Annotated in this window: 12 protein-coding genes; 5 read left to right on the top strand and 7 right to left on the bottom strand. The window is 69.4% G+C overall.

Features of this window, described 5'->3' with window-relative positions; genetic code table 11:
* Positions 1-262: 262 nt before the first annotated feature.
* A complete protein-coding gene (locus D7X12_RS13930) occupies positions 263-973 on the bottom strand; it encodes a DUF2306 domain-containing protein (RefSeq protein WP_120625766.1) in 711 nt (236 codons plus the stop codon).
* Between the two features lie 138 nt (positions 974-1111).
* On the opposite strand from D7X12_RS13930, the gene D7X12_RS13925 reads away from it, so the two are divergent.
* Positions 1112-1999: a LysR family transcriptional regulator gene (locus D7X12_RS13925; protein ID WP_120625765.1), complete on the top strand. Its 888-nt coding sequence runs from the start codon at positions 1112-1114 to the stop codon at positions 1997-1999.
* 105 nt (positions 2000-2104) lie between these two features.
* On the opposite strand, the gene D7X12_RS13920 is transcribed toward D7X12_RS13925, so the two are convergent.
* Complete coding sequence (locus D7X12_RS13920) at positions 2105-2464, bottom strand: DUF418 domain-containing protein (RefSeq protein WP_208719005.1); 360 nt, start codon at positions 2462-2464, stop codon at positions 2105-2107.
* Between the two features lie 497 nt (positions 2465-2961).
* Between D7X12_RS13920 and D7X12_RS13915 the strand changes: the two genes are divergently transcribed.
* The 4 genes from D7X12_RS13915 (at position 2962) to D7X12_RS13900 (ending at position 9926) form a co-directional block, all read left to right on the top strand.
* Positions 2962-3447: a hypothetical protein gene (locus tag D7X12_RS13915; protein WP_147443646.1), complete on the top strand. Its 486-nt coding sequence runs from the start codon at positions 2962-2964 to the stop codon at positions 3445-3447.
* A gap of 310 nt (positions 3448-3757) precedes the next feature.
* Entirely contained in the window at positions 3758-4648 is an 891-nt protein-coding gene (locus D7X12_RS13910) for a tetratricopeptide repeat protein (protein ID WP_147443645.1), read from the top strand.
* The gene (locus tag D7X12_RS13905; protein WP_244224539.1) at positions 4645-6978 is read left to right on the top strand and encodes an RCC1 domain-containing protein; all 2334 of its coding nucleotides are present in this window, start codon (positions 4645-4647) and stop codon (positions 6976-6978) included. Before D7X12_RS13910 ends, D7X12_RS13905 begins: the two co-directional genes overlap by 4 nt.
* Before the next feature lie 176 nt (positions 6979-7154).
* Positions 7155-9926, top strand: a complete 2772-nt coding sequence (locus D7X12_RS13900; protein WP_120625761.1) for a CHAT domain-containing tetratricopeptide repeat protein — start codon at positions 7155-7157, stop codon at positions 9924-9926.
* On the opposite strand, the gene D7X12_RS13895 is transcribed toward D7X12_RS13900, so the two are convergent.
* The 5 genes from D7X12_RS13895 to D7X12_RS13875 all read right to left on the bottom strand — a co-directional run bounded on the left by D7X12_RS13895 (position 9914) and on the right by D7X12_RS13875 (position 17169).
* A complete protein-coding gene (locus tag D7X12_RS13895; RefSeq protein ID WP_147443644.1) occupies positions 9914-12574 on the bottom strand; it encodes a kelch repeat-containing protein in 2661 nt (886 codons plus the stop codon). The two genes, D7X12_RS13900 and D7X12_RS13895, sit on opposite strands and share 13 nt — an antisense overlap.
* Entirely contained in the window at positions 12571-13260 is a 690-nt protein-coding gene (locus D7X12_RS13890; RefSeq protein WP_147443643.1) for a hypothetical protein, read from the bottom strand. The genes D7X12_RS13895 and D7X12_RS13890 overlap by 4 nt, the downstream gene beginning before the upstream one ends.
* 300 nt (positions 13261-13560) lie before the next feature.
* Positions 13561-14781 (bottom strand): M57 family metalloprotease, encoded by a 1221-nt coding sequence (locus D7X12_RS13885; protein WP_120625758.1) that lies wholly within the window; start codon positions 14779-14781, stop codon positions 13561-13563.
* Between the two features lie 225 nt (positions 14782-15006).
* Positions 15007-16197, bottom strand: a complete 1191-nt coding sequence (locus D7X12_RS13880; protein ID WP_158620049.1) for a Kelch repeat-containing protein — start codon at positions 16195-16197, stop codon at positions 15007-15009.
* A gap of 525 nt (positions 16198-16722) precedes the next feature.
* Positions 16723-17169 carry a DUF418 domain-containing protein gene (locus D7X12_RS13875; protein ID WP_341868219.1) on the bottom strand — a complete coding sequence of 149 codons (447 nt, stop codon included), beginning with the start codon at positions 17167-17169 and terminating at the stop codon, positions 16723-16725.
* Positions 17170-17340 lie beyond the last annotated feature (171 nt).

Here is a 17340-nt window from a genome sequence, read left to right as displayed (position 1 = left end):
ATGAGCCCTGTTGAGGGCGGCGGGCGGGTGAAGAGGGGCCAAGAAGGGCCGCTGGAGGGTGACACGCGGGCGGTGCGCCGGGCCGGAGCAGAGGCTGTGCCGCCCCTCGGGGCACCTGCCGGCCCCAGTGGCCCAGCCCGGCGGCAGGCCGCAGGGGCGTGGGCTTCCAGGTCACTCTTCGGCTCCTCCACCATCGCGGCAAAGGCTGGACCCTCCTCCTCCAGCCCCGGCTCCGCCCCCGCTCGCGGGAGCAGGTACACGCCTATCCCTGTGTCGGGCGTGAGGCGTTCCCGACGCTGGCGCGTACCTCGAGCAGCCCCTCGCGCAGCTCGGCAGCGCGAGCGGGAGAGGCGGTTTGTCGACGAATGACCCGCTCGGCCACGGCGAGGTTGATGACCCAGCCAGCGCCCAACAGCAGCGCTCTGGCGAGCTCGCCCGGCGTGCCGACGATGAGGAACCAGGGCACGGAGACCAGCACCTGCGTGCCCGCGCCCAGACCGATGGCGTAGCCTCGAATCATCCAGGCCCGGTGGCCGCCGACGTCCCGCCGCAGGATCGCGGCCAGTCCCAGGACGAGGGACAGGACCATCGCCGAGCCGAACAGGAGCCGCAGGCCGTCGAGGAGCTCACCGTCGCCTTCGGCGCGGGGATAGAACAGCGTCATCCACAAGCCCGAGAGCCCAGCCACGAGGCCGCACGCGACCAGGAGCCGCCCGGCGACGCGGTGCCAGCCGGGCCGCCGGCGGCGAAAGTCCGGGGCGAACTGGAAGGCGCCCAGGACGCAATACACGCTGGCGCTGAGGACGTGCAGCACCACCGGTAGGGGCGATGCGAAGAACCGCGCGTTGCTCGGCGTGGGCTCGGCGCCGCCCGCCAGCTCTGCCAGACGGGCGGCGCCGGCCAGGAGGGGCACGAGCGAGAGCGTGACCAGCGCAGCGGTCACGAGCCGCTCGGCCTTGGTGGTGGAGGTCATGGGGGCTCTTTTCCTGTCGGTGTCGGAACGATGGGCAACGCGCGTGACGACGGCGACGCCTCATCACGTGCGAACCAATAGCCCTCCGCGACCACCGACGGAATTGACTGAGTTCCTTCTCCTGATATGCGAAAATGCATGGACTGGCGGGCGGTCAATTTCGATTGGAATCGGGCGCGGGCCTTTCTGGTCACCGCGGAAGAGGGCTCGCTCACGGCGGCGGCGCGTGCGCTCGGCATGGCGCAGCCGACACTCGGGCGTCAGGTGAGCGCGCTCGAGGAGGAGCTGGGCGTGGTGCTGTTCGAGCGCGTGGGGCGGGGCCTCACGCTGACGCCGAGCGGGCGCGGGCTGCTCGACCACGTTCGAGCCATGGGCGACGCCGCGGGGCGTATCTCGCTTGCGGCCGGCGGACAGTCGCAGAGCGTCACCGGGATGGTCCGCATCACAGCCAACGAGATCTACTCGGCCTTCCTGCTGCCGCCCCTCGTGGAGAAGCTTCGGCGCGAGGCGCCGGGCATCGACATCGAGCTCATCGCAACCAACACCGCGGTCGATCTGCGCCGGCGGGAGGCGGATATCGCGATCCGGAACTTCCGGCCCACCCAGCCTGACCTCATCGCCACCAAGGTCAGGGACGACCCGATGCGGCTGTATGCGGCGACCCGCTACCTTGCGCGCATCGGCAACCCACGTACGCCGAAGGCACTGAGCCGCGCCGACTTCATTGGGATTGGCGGGATGGACGCCATGCTCAACGGGCTGAACGGGCTGGGCTTGAGCCTGACGCGACGGAGCTTCCCGGTGCTGACGGGGAACCACCTCGTGCTCTGGGAGATGGTCAAGCAGGGCATCGGCGTGGGCGTCGCTCCCGAGCGCGTGGGAGACGCCGAGCCGCTGGTCCGGCGGGCCCTCCCCAGCCTCGCCCCGCTGTCCCTTCCCATCTGGCTGACGACCCACCGCGAGCTGAACACCAGCAAGCGAATCCGACTGGTGTTCGACCTGCTCGCGACCGAACTCGGGAGATGAGTGGCGGAGCGCTCATCCTGGCGCAGCCGTTGCTGGCGACCTTGAAGTCCAGCTCGGCAGGCCCAAGCTTGAGGATGACCACGCTGACGACGGACCACCCCAGGGTCAACAGCAGGGGCTGATGAGCAGCGTTCGGTCCAAGCGCCCCCGGAACAGGAGCAGGCCGAATCCCAGCACCGCGTACGTGCTGAGGACGTCGCCGTACCAGATGAGGAACAGGTGGGCGAGCCCCATCACCAGCATCACCCCCAGCCGCCGGACATGGAGCGGCGTGATGGAGGCCCCTCGCGCCTCGGCGCGGCCCATCTGCACCGCGAAGCCGAGGCCAAAGAGGAACGAGAAGAGGGGGATGAACTTCCCGGCCACCAGTGTCGAGTACGCCTGCCAGGTGACGGTGTCGGCGAGCGACGCATTGTTCATCGCCGTGAGGACCTGCTCTCGCGGCAGGAACACCCCGCGGAGCACGGGCTTCCCCTCGGCGAAGGCGAAGGAGAGCCGCTCCGCGCGGAGCAGGACGGTTCCGTCAGAAGTCTGGATTGAATCCTGAAGACATGTGTTTCAGGAAAACTGATTTATCAGCCATCGTCCGGATGACCTTCTACAAATGCGGTCTGACATCGGGCGTCAGCACGTCGCGTCAAAGATGACGCGGCCGTACCCGTCACGGAGCCCTCAGTGAAAGCCTTCCCCCTCTGGCACGTCTTCAGGTCACCGTGGGGCTTGGGGCTCAACGCGGAGCACGGGGAGGATTCGCTTCACCGTCCCTGGTGGGTGTTTACCCTGAGTGAACATATTCTTGATTTTGAGTAAAATCGGGAATAATAAGAAAAAGCTTGGCCTGACGTATGGGCGGGCACCGACTTGGGGAGGCACATCGCTCCCCAGGTGAACCTCTGGTCATGTGAATGGAGAATGAACCGATGAGACGAGTCTTCAAGGCGTTGTCTTCAGCAGCTTGGGTCTTGACTGTCATCACGGTGAGCGCCGGATGTGGCGCCGCGCCAGAAGAGGAGGCGGAGTTCGACGTCGAGGTGGCGAAGTCCTCGCTCTCCTTTACGGGACGGGTGGTCTACGACGCGGGGTCGCGGTGTACCGTCGGTGGGAGCACCATGCACTGCTGTCCTACCGGCTATGCCATGATTGGCGCGCACCTCAGCAATGATGTCTTCAAGTGTGCCCAGCTCTCCTCCACGAGTGGCTCCCGCTTCCTCGATGCGGGGGGCAGGCGCAACGGGATGCATGCCTGTCCCTATGGCAGCGTCATGGTCGGCCTGCACGTCAGCAACGACTACCTGGCATGCCAGTATCCAGGGACGGGCGTCGTCTCCGAGTATGTGGATGGGGACCCTGGCACGAAGGACTCCTATCCCATGCACGTGTGCGGGGCCGGCGGGTACGCGATGAGCGGCATCCACGTCAGCAACAACCTGTTCAACTGCGCCAGGTAGCTCCGGGCACCGCGAGGACCGCTCGACGAAGGGGGGGGCTTCGTCACGCGGGTACGAGCTGGTCGGTGATGCGCGCCAGGTCCGACACGGAGAATTCTGCTGTTCGGACCGGTGGTAGGACGCCCGGCGCACAACTTTTCGGCCACCGGTCCAAGAACACCTCGCCTCTGGGAGCGATAGGGCAAGCGTGACTCAGGTGCAACATCCCTCCGGTTCTTTATAGTCGCGCCCCGTTTCCTGGCATGTCTGGTCTTGCACCTGGCAGGGAGGGCTCTTGCGAATACGGGCCGCCGGGACACGAGGGACTTCCATGGACTCAACAGGCTTCCTTCAGGGGCGCCACGCGCGGCGGTGGGCTTCTACGTGCAGCCGCCGGCTGCGGGGCGCGTTGCTGCTGGGCCTGACGGTGCTGCCTTCGCTGCAGGCCACCGCCCAGGAGCAGGGCAGGGTGCAGCCCTACCTGCTCTCCGTGCGCCGCCTCTACGAGAACCTGGAGTATGAGCGCGCCCTGGAGCAACTCTCACGCGCCAGGCGCCTCTCCTCAGGGAAAGAGGAGGACGTCCTGCTTTCTCTCTACGAGGGCGCCATCCTGGCGGACCTCGGCCGGGTGGAGGAGTCGGACGCGGCCTTCAAGGCGGCGCTCTTCGTGCGTCCCGAGGCGAAGCTGCCCGTGCTTGCCTCACCGAAGGTGGAGGAGCGGTTCGAGGCCGTGCGGCGGCAGGTGAAGCAGCAGGTGGAGGCCGCGGCGCGCGGTCAAGCGGACGCTCCGGTGCAAGTGCCACCCCCGGAGGCTCCGCCCACGTCCGTGCCGGACGCACCGCACGCCCCGGCGCTGGCGCCGGAGGCCTTTGTCGCGCAGACCTCCAGCGGCCAGGGGCCGCGTACAGGCGCGTGGCTCCCAGCCACCATTGGCGGCGGGCTGCTGGTGGGAGGAGGGGTGTGTTACCTGCTGGCCCGGGCAGAGCAGTCGAAGCTGCGGGGCAATGACGCGGGCCTGGCGACACTGGACGACGTCAAGCGCAGCGCCTCGCGAGGGAAGCGGTACCAGTGGGTGGGCGTGGGCCTTGCGGGTGCGGGCGTGGTGGGCCTGGGCGTCTCCGCGGGAGTGTACCTGCTGGGGCGGCCGTCGCAGGCGAAGACGTTGGGCATGGGCGTGAGCACGGACGGCACGTCTGTCTTCGTGCAGGGAGGGTGGCCGTGAAAGCGCGCTGCAATGGACTGGTGCTGGTGGTGGGGCTGCTGGCGTCCCTGGCTGGCTGCATTGACTTCGAGCGGGATCAGGCGGCCTTCTGCCTGCGCAACCCCGCTCGTTGTGGCGAACCGCCGACGCAGGCGGCGGACGACGCCGGCGTGACGGGCGAGGAGGACGCAGGAATCGCTGCGGATTCGGGCACGCCTGACGCGGGTGGAGTGGACTCAGGTACTCCTACCGACGCAGGGGCGCAGGGCGAGGCGGACGCGGGGAGTGCCGTCCTTCGCGTCGTCGCGGGCGATGGTTTTGGTTTGGAGCTCATGAAGGACGGTCGCGTCTGGGCCTGGGGCGATAATACTTTCGGCCAGCTGGGGAATGGGACGACCGCTCATCGGCTGACGCCGGTGCAGGTGCCGGGCCTGACGGGCGTGGCCGCCCTGGCCGCAAGCGATTCCCACTCCCTGGCGCTCAAGGCGGACGGCACCGTCTGGGCCTGGGGTTTCAATGCTATCGGCCAGCTGGGGGATGGGACGACCGCTCATCGGCTGACGCCGGTGCAGGTGCAGGGCCTGACGGGCGTGGCCGCCCTGGCCACAGGTCAATCCCACTCCCTGGCCCTCAAGGCGGACGGCACCGTCTGGGCTTGGGGCGATAATACTTTCGGCCAGTTGGGGGATGGGACGACCGCCGATAGGCTGACGCCGGTGCAGGTGCAGGGCCTGACGGGTGTGACCGTCCTGGCCGCGGGCTCCTCCCACTCCCTGGCGCTCAAGGCAGACGGCAGCGTCTGGGCCTGGGGTTTCAATGCTTTCGGCCAGCTGGGAGATGGGACGACCGCCGATAGGCTGACGCCGGTGCAGGTGCCGGGCCTGACGGGCGTGGCCGCCCTGGCCACAGGTCAATCCCACTCCCTGGCGCTCAAGGCGGACGGCACCGTCTGGGCTTGGGGCGATAATACTGACGGCCAGCTGGGGGATGGGACGACCGCCGATAGGCTGACGCCGGTGCAGGTGCCGGGCTTGACGGGCGTGGCCGCCCTGGCCGCAGGCCGCTCCCACTCCCTGGCGCTCAAGGCGAACAGTCGCGTCTGGGCCTGGGGCGATAATACTTACGGCCAGCTGGGGAATGGGACGAGAACCCAAAGGCTGACGCCGGTGCAGGTGCAGGGCCTGACGGGCGTGGCCTCCCTGGCCGCGGGCGCCTCCCTCTCCCTGGCGCTCAAGGCGGATGGCACGACGTGGAGGTGGGGACAACTCTTCCGATACATCAACGTTCCAGAACCCTCCCAACTCACCGGCTCCAACCACCTGGCCGCGGGCTATTCCTACTCCCTGGCGCTCAAGGAGGACGGTCGCGTCTGGGCCTGGGGCTACAGCGACTCCGGCCAGCTGGGGGATGGGACGAGAACCCAAAGGCTGACGCCAGTGCAGGTGCCGGGCTTGACGGGCGTGGCCGCCCTGGCCGCAAGCTATTCCCACTCCCTGGCGCTCAAGGCGGACGGCACCGTCTGGGCCTGGGGCGATAATACCGACGGCCAGCTGGGGGATGGGACGAGAATCCAAAGGCTGACGCCGGTGCAGGTGCCGGGCCTGACGGGCGTGGCCGCCCTGGCTGCGGGCCTCTCCCACTCCCTGGCCCTCAAGGCGGACGGCACCGTCTGGGCCTGGGGCGACAATGGTATCGGCCAGCTGGGGGATGGGACGAGCGCCCAAAGGCTGACGCCGGTGCAGGTGCCGGGCTTGACGAGCGTGGCCGCCCTGGCCGCGGGCCGCTACCACTCCCTGGCGCTCAAGGCGGACGGCAGCGTCTGGGCCTGGGGCCACAACGTTTACGGCCAGCTGGGAGATGGGACGAACGACCCAAGGCTGAGGCCGGTGCAGGTGCAGGGCCTGACGGGCGTGGCCGCCCTGGCCGCGGGCCGCTTCCACTCCCTGGCGCTCAAGGCGGACGGTCGTGTCTGGGCTTGGGGCGACAATGGTAGCGGCCAGCTGGGGGATGGGACGACCGCCGATAGGCTGACGCCGGTGCTGGTGCAGGGCCTGACGGGCGTGGCCGCCCTGGCCGCGGGCTTCTCCCACTCCCTGGCGTTCAAGGCGGACGGCAGCGTCTGGGCCTGGGGCGATAATACTTACGGCCAACTGGGGGATGGGACGAGAACCCAAGGGCTGACGCCGGTGCAGGTGCAGGGCCTGACAGGCGTGGCCGCCCTGGCCGCGGGCCGCGCCCACTCCCTGGCGCTCAAGGCGGACGGCAGCGTCTGGGCCTGGGGCGAGGGCGACTTCGGCCCACTGGGACTCAGCTGCCCGCCATACGCTCTGGTCCCACTCCAAATCAGGTAGGCCGGAAGCCTCCAGCGACGGGTTCGGCTCCCTCCGCCTTCACGGATCCGCTCCCGGAAGGAACTCAGGATGGGGCACTTCGCGCCGCTGCATCATTTTCCGGATCGCTGGCTCGTGATGCTGGGTGCGCTGTCGTTGCATCTGACCGGGAGCGGGGCGCCGCTCGAGGGAGCAAGATGCAGGAGCAGCGTGGGTGGATGCTGGTGGTGATGCTGTGCTGCGTTGCGGGCGCGGCGGTGGGAGAGGAGCCACCAGACCCGAGGCGGCAGCTTCACGAGCCGGCACCGGCCATTCAGAAGCTGGCCCCCGGCAAGAACCCGGTGGATGTCGCCAGCTCGCTCATCAACCTCGCCAACCTCTACGAGAGCAAGGGGTTGTACGCGCGCGCCGAACTGCTCCATGCGCGCGCGCTGGCGATCCGGGAAGCGGCTCTCGGCAAGAGCCATCCCCTCGTGGCCCAGGCGCTCTTCAGCCTCGCCGCCAACTACGACGCCCAGGGATTGTACGGCCGGGCCGTGCCGCTCAACGAGCGGGCGCTGGCCATCTGGGAAACGACCCTCGGAAAGAACCATCCCGACGTCACCAACGCGCTCTTCTCCCTGGGCCAGCTCTACCTCGCCCAGGGGCTGTACGCGCGTGCCGAGCCCCTCTTCAAGCGGGCGCTGGCCATGGATGAAGCCGCCTCCGGCAAGGACCATCCCTACGTCGCCATCTCGCTCAGCATCCTCGGCAACCTCTACGCGGCCCAGGGGCTCTATGCGCGCGCCGAGCCGCTCTACGCTCGCGCGCTGAAGATCCGGGAGGCGAGCCTCGGCGAGCGTCATCCCATCGTCGCCGAGTCGCTCCACGACCTCGGCAGCCTCTACGTGGCCCAGGGGCTCTACGCGCGCGCCGGGCCGCTCCACGCGCGTGCGCTGGCGATCCGGGAGGCCTCGCTGGACAAGCGTCATCACCGCGTTGCCGAGTCGCTCCACGACCTCGCCGCTGTCTACTCGGCCCAGGGGTTGTACGGCCCGGCCCGGCCCCTCTTCGAGCGCGCGCTGGCCATCCAGGAAGCCACGCTCGGCAAGACCCATCCCGACGTCGCCGCGACGCTCAACCACCTCGCCGTGGCCCATGTGGCCCAGCACCGGCTCGACGAAGCCCTGCCGCTGTTCACCCGCGCCTTCGCCCTGTCCGAGCAGCACCTGCGCCAGGAGGCCCTCGGCTTGTCCGAGGCGCGCCTGGCCAGCTTCCTCCAACTGCTGCGCACCGATGAGGAGCGGCTCTATGCGCTGCTGCGCGCCCACCCGGATGATGGCCGCGTCAGACGCCTGGCCCTGGCCGCCGCGCTCCTGCGCAAGGGCCGCTCCGTCGAGGAGACCGCTGACATCTCCCGCACCGTCTACCGGAGCCTGGGCGCGCAGGACCGGGACACCTTCGAGCGGTTGAGGGGGCTGCGCACCCGGCTGGCCCAGCTGTCACTCCAGGGCCCCGGCTCGCTTCCACCGACGACCTACCAGGGGCGTCTCGAGGACCTCTCCGAACAGGGCGCCGCGCTCGAAGGTGACCTGGCCCGGCGCTCCTCGCGGCTGCGCTCGTTGGTGACACTGCCCTCCGCCGCGGAGATCGTGGACCGTGTTGCCCACGCCCTTCCCGGGGACGCGGCCCTCGTCGAGTTCATCACCTACGTGGACCGGCCGCTGGTGCCGGGGCCCGACGCGCCCCCATCCCAGCTGCGCTACCTGGCGCTGGTGTTCCTGCCTGACGCCACCCTCCACTTCAGGGACCTGGGCGCCGCCGGGCCCATCGACTCGGCCGCCTCTCGCCTGCGAGACGCGCTCGCCAACCGGGACGCCACCTTCCTGGCGTCCGCCCAGGCCCTCTACCAGCTCGCCTTCCAACCCCTGCTGCCGCTGCTGGGAAAGACCCGCCGCCTTTTTCTCTCGCCGGATGGCCAGCTCAACCTGGTGCCCTTCGCCGTCTTGCACGACGGCCACCAGTCCCTGGTGGACGGCTTCGACCTCACCTATGTCCCCGCTGGGAGAAGCCTGCTGCCCCGCCCCCAGGAGGGCGCGCCCCCTGACTCCGTGGTCGTCCTCGCCGACCCGGACTTCAACACCGCCTCCATCCCGGCACTCCCTGCCTCCCTGGGAGAGGCTCCCGTGGTGGCGACGCGCTCGCTTCCCGGCGAGCGCTTCTTCCAGACGCTCCGCGCGAGCCTGAAGGCACGAGCGTGGGCCCCAACGCCACTGCCCGGAACCCGCCAGGAGGCAAAGGCCATCCAGCGGCTGCTGCCCCAGGCCCAGCTGATCCTGGGCGCCGAGGCCACCCGGCAGCGGCTGCTGGAGGTGCCCACCCCCGGCATCCTGCACCTGGCCACCCATGGCTTCTTCCTGGAGGACGCGCCCCCGCTCCCGGACTCCCGCGCGGTGGCGAGCTTCGGCTCGCTGGGCGAGGACGCCCTGGCCTCCAGCCCCGCGGATCCGCTGCTGCGCTCGGGCCTCGTGCTGGCGGGGGCGAGCGCCCCGGTGCCCTCGGGTGACAGCGCCATGGCCGGCGCGCCCGACAACGCGCTGGTGACGGCGCTGGAGCTCGCGGGCCTGGACCTGTGGGGCACCCAGCTGGTGGTGCTCTCCGCGTGCGATACGGGGCGGGGCGACGTGAAGCTGGGCCAGGGCGTGTACGGGCTGCGCCGGGCCTTCCTCGTGGCGGGAGCGGAGACGGTGGTGATGAGCCTGTGGAAGGTGGACGACCGGACGACGAGCACGCTGATGGAGGCCTACTACCGCCAGCTCCTGGCGGGGCAGGGCAGGACGGCGGCGCTGAGGGAGGCGATGCGTGAGCTGAGGAGGACCCTCCCGCATCCCTATTACTGGGCGCCCTTCATCTCCATGGGCCGGGAGGCCCCCCTTCGCCTGAGCGCGTCCCGGGGCCCGGGTCGCGCCGGGGCGCATCAGGGGATGTAGAGCTCCGCGCCTGTGTCGTTGGTGCCTCCGGTCACCAGCACCCTGCCCGTGGGAAGGAGCAGTGCCCGGTGCCCGCCCGCTCGTACCCCCGCGGTCCTGCTCGTGGGAGTCCAGGTGTCCAGGGCCGGGTTGTAGAGCTCCGAGGTGGCATTGGTGCGGAAGCTGTCGGGATTGCCGCTCGTCTTGGTGGTTCCCCCCGTCACCAGCACCCTGCCATCCGGGAGGAGCACGGTGGCATGGTCATGGCGTCCCGAGAGCATGAAGCCTCCAGCGGTCATGCTGGCCACGGCGGCCCACTGGCCGCTCTCCGGGTCGTAGGCGTCAACCAGGGAGGTCGAGTGGGAATCCAGGCTGGGCCTGGACGAGTCTGACCGGAGGTAGAAGCCACCTACGACGAGGACCCGGCCCGAGGGCAGCAGCGTGGCCGTGTGGCCGCTCCGATACGCGTTCATGGGCGCCGCCACGTTCCAGGTCCCATGCTGCGCGTCGAAGACCTCCGCCGTCGTCAGGGAGGCACTCCTGGGCTGGCCCCCCCCGGTGACCAACACCCTGTCCGAGGGCAGCAGGGTGGCCGTATGCGCGACACGCCCATCGGTCATGCCCGCCGTCTGGACCCAGGTCCCCGCGTCCGGGTCGTACAGCTCCGTGGAGGCGAGGCCTCCCGTGACGAGGACCCGGCCCGAGGGCAGCAGCGTGGCCGTGTGGCCGCTCCGGTTCTGGTTCATGACGCCGGTGGCCGTCCACAGCCACGAGTCCGGGTCATACAGCTCCGCCGGGGCATTCTGCGACGTGCCCCCCGTCACGAGCACCCGGCCCGAGGGCAGCAGCGTGGCCGTATGGCCCTCACGCGGCGTGGTCATGGAGCCCACGCGGGTCCAGTGTCCGGAGAGCGGGTCGAACACCTCCGCGGAGGTGAGCCTGACTCCCATGGCATCCACACCGCCGACGACCAGGACCCGGCCGGAGGGCAGCAGGGTCATCGTATGGCGCTTGCGTACCGAGCGCATGCCTTCCACGGGCTTCCAGACGCCGGCGCCCTCCTCGTAGCGCTCCACGCTCGCCACGCCGCCGCCCAGGACGCACGCGCCCCCCTGGGGCAGGGAGATGGCCGCATGGCCTGTACGGGACTCGGCCAGTGGCAACGCGGAGCTCCACGTATCGTGCTCCGGGTCGTACAGCTCCGCGGTCCGCAGCGGGCCGCCGTAGCTCCCCCCGGTGACGAGCACCTTGCCAGTGCCAAGGAGGCTGGCGCCATGGCCGGTGCGCCCTGGGGGCGCCATGGCCTGGATGGGGGCCCAGGTCCCCGTCCCCGGGTCATACAGCTCTCCCGTGGCCAGGGGCGTGGAGGGGCCGGTCCCCGCGAGCACCAGCACCTTGCCAGAGCCCAGCAGGGTGGCCGAGTGGCCCGCACCCCGGGCCTCGGCCATGGCGCCGGTGTGAGACCAGGTGTCCTTGTACGGGTCATGCAGCACCGCGGTGGCGAGGGGCACCGAGATAAACCCCCCCTGGCCGCTGTAGTACGTCCGGGTTCCCCCCACGACCAGCACCCTGCCCGAGTCCGGCAGCACCGTCGCGGTATGGCCGTGGCGGTGCTCGGGCAGTGGGGCCGCGGCGGACCAGGCTCCCGTGCTCGGGTTGTACACCTCGGTGGTGTTCAGCGAGGTGAGGGAGTCCGCGCCCCCGGCGACATAGACCTTCCCGTCGTATCTCAACCGGCTGGCCGTGTGGAGATGCCGTGTCCCAGCCATGCTCCCCGTCGGGGACCAGGTGCCCGTGGCCGGGTTGTAGAGCTCCGCGGAATTCACCACGCTCCCGGCGGCGTCCCTGCCGCCCGCGACCAGCACCTGACCATTGTCCAGCAGGGTCGCGGTGTGGCCCCAGCGCTTCACCGCCATGCCGCCGGTGGGGGAGACGGTGTTGGTCCTCGGGTCATGGAGGTCCGCGGAGGCCAGGGCGGAGGTCGGGGCCCGGCCTCCCACCACCAGGATCCTGCCGTCGTTCAGCATGGTGGCGGTGAAGTCCCGACGGCTGGCGGACAGCGTCCCCGAGGGCCGCCACGCCGGACAGTCGGGCAGCCCACCGACGAGGAATTCGACCGCGCTGGACTGCCCCAGCGAGTGGGTGAGGGTGGCGGAGACGAAGGGCGGCGTCCCACTGGCAAGGCAGTCTGGCGCCTTCCAGGAGACGCTGCTCGTGGCCTCACCATCCTGCTGGGTCCCCAGGGTGCCCAGGGTGGCGGACCACTCGAAGCTCAGGCTCCCCGCCGGAGGCGTCTCCGCGGTGACCTGGAAGGAAACCATCCCGCCGGGCTGGACCATGGGCATCAGCGGCTGGCGGTCTGTCACCCGCGGCGGGCCACCCGCGTCCGTCGAAGTGCCCGCGTCCGTCGAAGTGCCCGCGTCCGTCGAAGTGCCCGCGTCCGTCGAAGTGCCCGCGTCCGTCGAAGTGCCCGCGTCCGTCGAAGTGCCCGCGTCCGGATCGTCCGAGCCTTCGTCCTCATCCAGGGGCTCGTCGCCATTGCCGGGACTTTCACAGCGCGCGGGAACCCGCTCGCAGAGCCTGCGCTTCTCCAGGCCGAAGTCGGCACAGCCCGCGCCCACCAGCACCGCCAGCACCGCCAGCAAGGCCCGGGATGAAGGCGTGCTCACGGCAAGCTCCCTGACACGAAGGCCGATCTCCCATCCGTCCCCAGGCTCACCGAGCCCCGTTCCGTGGGCGCGCCAAGCAGATACATCCCCGCCGCCAACCCCAGCCCGAGCACGCCCGCGCTCATCAGGCCCACGCCCGTGGTCTGCAGCGTGCGGCCACGCGAGACGCTGCGATCCACGCTCTTGAGGTTCGCCAGGGTAGGGTCCGCGTTCTGCAGCTTGGACAGCTCCCCGCGTGACAGGACCCAGGACACGCCACCGGCGGCGGCGAGCGTGCCTCCAATGATGGCTGGCAACAGGACCCTGAAGCGCGGCGTGCGCTCTGTCCGCGCGGCCGGCGGGACTTCCGTCGCGGAGGGCTGCGCCGGTTTCTCGTGCGGCGTGTCCGCCACCTGGGCCGTGGCATCGCCGCGCCGGGCCAGCGAATGCTTCACATCCTTGCGCAGGGACTCGAACTGCTCGGATATCCCGGGCGACACCCGCACCGGCAGCGGTGCGTCTGGCTGGAGGAACAGGGCGGCCTTGAAGGCAGCGGCGGCCTCGTCCTTCCAGTTCATCTCCGCCATGATGATGCCTTCCCAGAGTGACAGCACCACGTCATCCTCGACGCCACTCGACATGCGCCGCGCCGTGACGAGCTGCTCGAGGGCACGCTCGAACGCCAGCGCCTCATGGAGCCTGCTCACGGAGACCAGATAGGGCTGCACCGCGGGTCCGGGAGCCGCGAATCCCTTCCATGGCATGATGACGAGAAGGAGCCAGCACAGAGCCGCTCCCAACGCTTGACCTGAACGCATGCATTCCCTCGGGGCCGCCTTCCTAGCATGGCGGAATGACTCGGCGAAACGCGGTGCCCGCGGAAGGGGCCACGCACATCTGGCGTGGCTTCTACCCAGGAGACATCACGCCATGCGCAGGGCCATCATCGCGGGACTGATGGCAGCTGGGCCGCGGATGCGGGCATTCTCCCGTGGCAGCCCGTCAGGTCAGTGACCCCAGGTGCCGCTGGTCCACAGCACCTGTCCCTGCGGCGAATAGATGACCAGGTTGCCGTCGTTCTGGAGCGCCAGTCCGGAGCCCGGGTTCCCATAGGTCCCGGAATGCCAGATGACCCTCCCGAGACCGGAGTAGATGACGAGGTTGCCGTCGGGCTGCATGTACGTGCCGTAGCCCGGCTGCCCCGAGGTGCCAGACGTCCAGAGCGTCTGGACGGTCGCTCCGCCAGGGCCCGGGGCGTACTTGGCGAGCTGAAGGATGCCGAACGGCGAATGATTGAGATAGAAACGGCCATCGCATGACCAGAGGGTTTGGCCCCGGTCGAGGCCCTTGCCACCGAGAATCTGGCCGCACCCCGTCGGAGCGCTCGCGTTGACCCAGACGCGACTGCCGTAGAGCTGGGTGGCCCCCTCGTGGTCGGTGGTGGACGGGCCCGTGGAGTTGAAGCCGCCGCACTCCGGATAGGGGTAGTTCATGATGGAGCCCGCGTCATACGGCGTGACGCCTCGCCAACCCCCGGGCTCCGTGCCGGCGTAGCACATGCCGGACTGGAGGAACTCGTGACGGAAGCCGAGCGTATGACCCAGCTCGTGCGTCAGGATGCCCGCCAGCGTCGCCCAGCCCTGGAGGTTGAACACGGAGGCATCGAGATCGAGCGTGCGCTGCGGGCGCAGGGTTCCGGGGTAGAACGCGGTCGCAGGGGCCGAGCCTCCCGAAATGGGGCTGACGTTGAAGAAGACGCTCCCGTTCGCGCTGGTGCAGTTGGCGTCCTGCGCGGGAACATAGACGAAGTTGATGAGCGCCTTCGCACCCCAGGCGGCGCCAGCGGTGCTCATGGCGTTGACGACGGCCTGCTTGTTGCCTCCGAAAGCGTTGCTGACGCAATAGGTGAGATTGAGCTGCTCGCCATTCCTCCAGATTGCGTCCAGCGCCGCATTGTACTGGTTGACGGTGAGGGCGCCGGTCTGTGGATACATCCGCTCCCAGGCCTGCCTCAGCTCCGTCAGGTCATGCGCCACCATATCCCCGTCGTAGATGTACCGGCCGCGCGAGTCCTGGTGGACGGTGCCGCGAAACTCCTCGAACGTGACGGCCCGTCCTGAGGTACTGGAGAGTGTGTCGCCTTCCGTCCCCTCCGGTGCCGGCCCGCAGCCGCCGCAGACCAGGGTCATTACAAGCGTGGCACGCAAGAATGTCTTGGATTTCTTCATGGGGTGAGTTGCTCCTCGATGTGTGACGGGTGGAAGGCTTGAATCCCTATCCGCGTCAACGCGTCGCTCGGGTTGCGTGGAGTCATTGCTCAGCAATGGCGATGTGCGTATGCGAGGGACGGGAGCCCTGTGGTGGGAGAGGGCGGGAGCCGGGGAGCCGAATCAAGAAGTCTACACCCGTGCCTCGGGGCTCCCGCATGCGAGCGGGGGCCCCGGGCACGCAGGTCACGGGGTGTAGAGTTCCGTGGAGGCGAGCCCCAGGCCGGAGCTGTTGGTGCCTCCCACCGCCAGCACCTTGCCCGACGGCAGGGCGCTGAGCGTGAAGTGGTTGCGCACCGCCAGCATGCTGGTCGTGGCGCTCCAGGTGCCGGTGGTCGGGTCGTACAGGCTCGCGCTGGACAGGTATTGCGTGACAGTGGTGCTGCCAATCTTGTTCAGGCCCCCCGCCACCAGGACGGCGCCTGAAGACAGTACGGCGGCGGCGTGGCCGTGGCGCGGGCTGCTCATCGTGCCCGCGGACGACAGGGTGCCCGCGCTGAACGACTCGGCCGCGGAGACCGAGTAGTGGCTGGGGAGCCGGCCGTTGCCGGCCACGCCTCCCACGATCAGCGCGTCACCCGAAGGCAGCAGGAGTGACAGGTGCTCGCTGCGCCCCGTGGCGAGGTTTCCTGCCGTGGACCAGGTGCCGGTGGCCGGGTCGTACAGCTCCGCGCTGTCGAGCCGGTACAGGGAGGTGAAGACCATGTAGAGGCCGCCGCTGACGAGCACCTGTCCGTTGCCGAGCCGCACGGCGGAGTGGTTCATGCGGCCCGCGGCGAGGCTGCCCGTGGCGGACCAGGTGCCGGTGGCCGGGTCGTACAGCTCACTGCTGGTCAGGTAGACGCCCCCATTGCCACGGCCGCCCGTGACGAGGACCTGCCCCGAGGCCAGCAGGGTCGCCGTGAAGCCCTCGCGATACGCGGCGAGGCTGCCGGTGGCGGTCCACGTCCCCGTGGTCGGGTCGTACAGCTCCGCGGTGGTGGTGGTGTAGGTGCCGCCGATGACGAGCACCTTGCCCGATGCCAGCAGGACGGCGACGTGGGCCGAGCGGGCCTGCGTCATGCTCCCCGTGGCGGACCAGGTGTTGGTGGCCGGGTTATAGAGCGCCGCGCTGGAGAGGTAGGTGGTCGAGCCCGGATCGCCGCCGGCCACCAGCACCTTGCCCGACGGCAGGACGGTGGCGGTGTGGTCGAACCGGGCCGTCCACATCGGCGCGGCGGAGCTCCAACTGCCGAGGGCCTGGCGCTGGGTGGCCACCTCGACCGCGGAGGCGGAGTCCCCCGACGGCTCCCCGTCGTAGTACGGGCCGGGACCGCAGGCCGCGCTGGCGAGCAGCAACAAGATGGATGGGAAGGTGGATGCGAAGGAACACGTCATGGATTGCCCTCTTGGAACGAAGCCCTGCCATCGCAGGAAGCTCCTTGTCATGTCCGGCCGTGATCGCCGACTCACGCGAAGGCGGAAGCCTTCCCAACCGTCACGGGCCGACGACGCGCCCCCTTGTCACCGAAAGGGGATTGGGCTCGTTCTCGAGCTGGTGCTTCAGGGTTGGCCGGACCGCCTCGAATCACAAGGAGCCCACCCGGAGGGAAATGATGCAGAGAATCCGCTGGGCCACGCTCGAATCTGGTGATGGGGGACATCGCCGCGTTGCCGGACCTGCTGCCATGAACGCGTGACGCAAGAGGAGAACCCTGGGAGCGCATCCGGCAGGCAGAAGCAAGGAGAGCGGCTCCCCCGGTGCCTTCTACCTCACCAGGGGCTGGCGCTCCGAGACCCACGCCGCGTACTCCTCACTCTCGTATTGGAATGGCGCGGACATGGAATTCGGTGGGAACGGCGGCGGCTGCCCTGACTGGGGGAACTTGAAGATGACCACGCTGACGACGGACCACCCCAGGGTCAACAGCAGGGGCTGATGAGCAGCGTTCGGTCCAAGCGCCCCCGGAACAGGAGCAGGCCGAATCCCAGCACCGCGTACGTGCTGAGGACGTCGCCGTACCAGATGAGGAACAGGTGGGCGAGGCCCATCACCAGCATCACCCCCAGCCGCCGGACATGGAGCGGCGTGATGGAGGCCCCTCGCGCCTCGGCGCGGCCCATCTGCACCGCGAAGCCGAGGCCGAAGAGGAACGAGAAGAGGGTGATGAACTTCCCGGCCACCAGTGTCGAGTACGCCTGCCAGGTGACGGTGTCGGCGAGCGACGCATTGTTCATCGCCGTGAGGACCTGCTCTCGCGGCAGGAACACCCTTCCGCTGAACCACACCATCACATTGGAGATGAACACGCCGCACAGGGCGAAACCGCGCAGCGCGTCGAGGAGCCCCAGTCGCTCGCTGGAATCCACGGGACGGGCCTCGGCGCTGGGCGGCGAGACCTCGGAGGGGGCTGGGGGCATGCTTGGAGAAGGGTGGGCAACGTGAACCTGCCTGCCCCTATTCCACGCGAGCGACGCTGCCCGTGTCCCAGATACGGGACGCAAGCGCCGCAGGGCCCCTCGTGGGAGGCCGTGCAGCCC

This window comes from Corallococcus sicarius (assembly GCF_003611735.1).
In the GTDB taxonomy this organism is placed as follows: Bacteria; Myxococcota; Myxococcia; order Myxococcales; family Myxococcaceae; genus Corallococcus; species Corallococcus sicarius.
Note: the sequence above shows the minus strand (reverse complement) of the source record. Positions and strands in the feature narration are given on the sequence as shown.

Coding starts and splice junctions, on each gene's coding strand:
- D7X12_RS13930 (WP_120625766.1), bottom strand. CDS start 973: ATGACCTCCACCACCAAGGCCGAGCGGCTCGTGACCGCTGCGCTGGTC.
- D7X12_RS13925 (WP_120625765.1), top strand. CDS start 1,112: ATGGACTGGCGGGCGGTCAATTTCGATTGGAATCGGGCGCGGGCCTTT.
- D7X12_RS13910 (WP_147443645.1), top strand. CDS start 3,758: ATGGACTCAACAGGCTTCCTTCAGGGGCGCCACGCGCGGCGGTGGGCT.
- D7X12_RS13900 (WP_120625761.1), top strand. CDS start 7,155: ATGCAGGAGCAGCGTGGGTGGATGCTGGTGGTGATGCTGTGCTGCGTT.
- D7X12_RS13885 (WP_120625758.1), bottom strand. CDS start 14,781: ATGAAGAAATCCAAGACATTCTTGCGTGCCACGCTTGTAATGACCCTG.
- D7X12_RS13880 (WP_158620049.1), bottom strand. CDS start 16,197: ATGACGTGTTCCTTCGCATCCACCTTCCCATCCATCTTGTTGCTGCTC.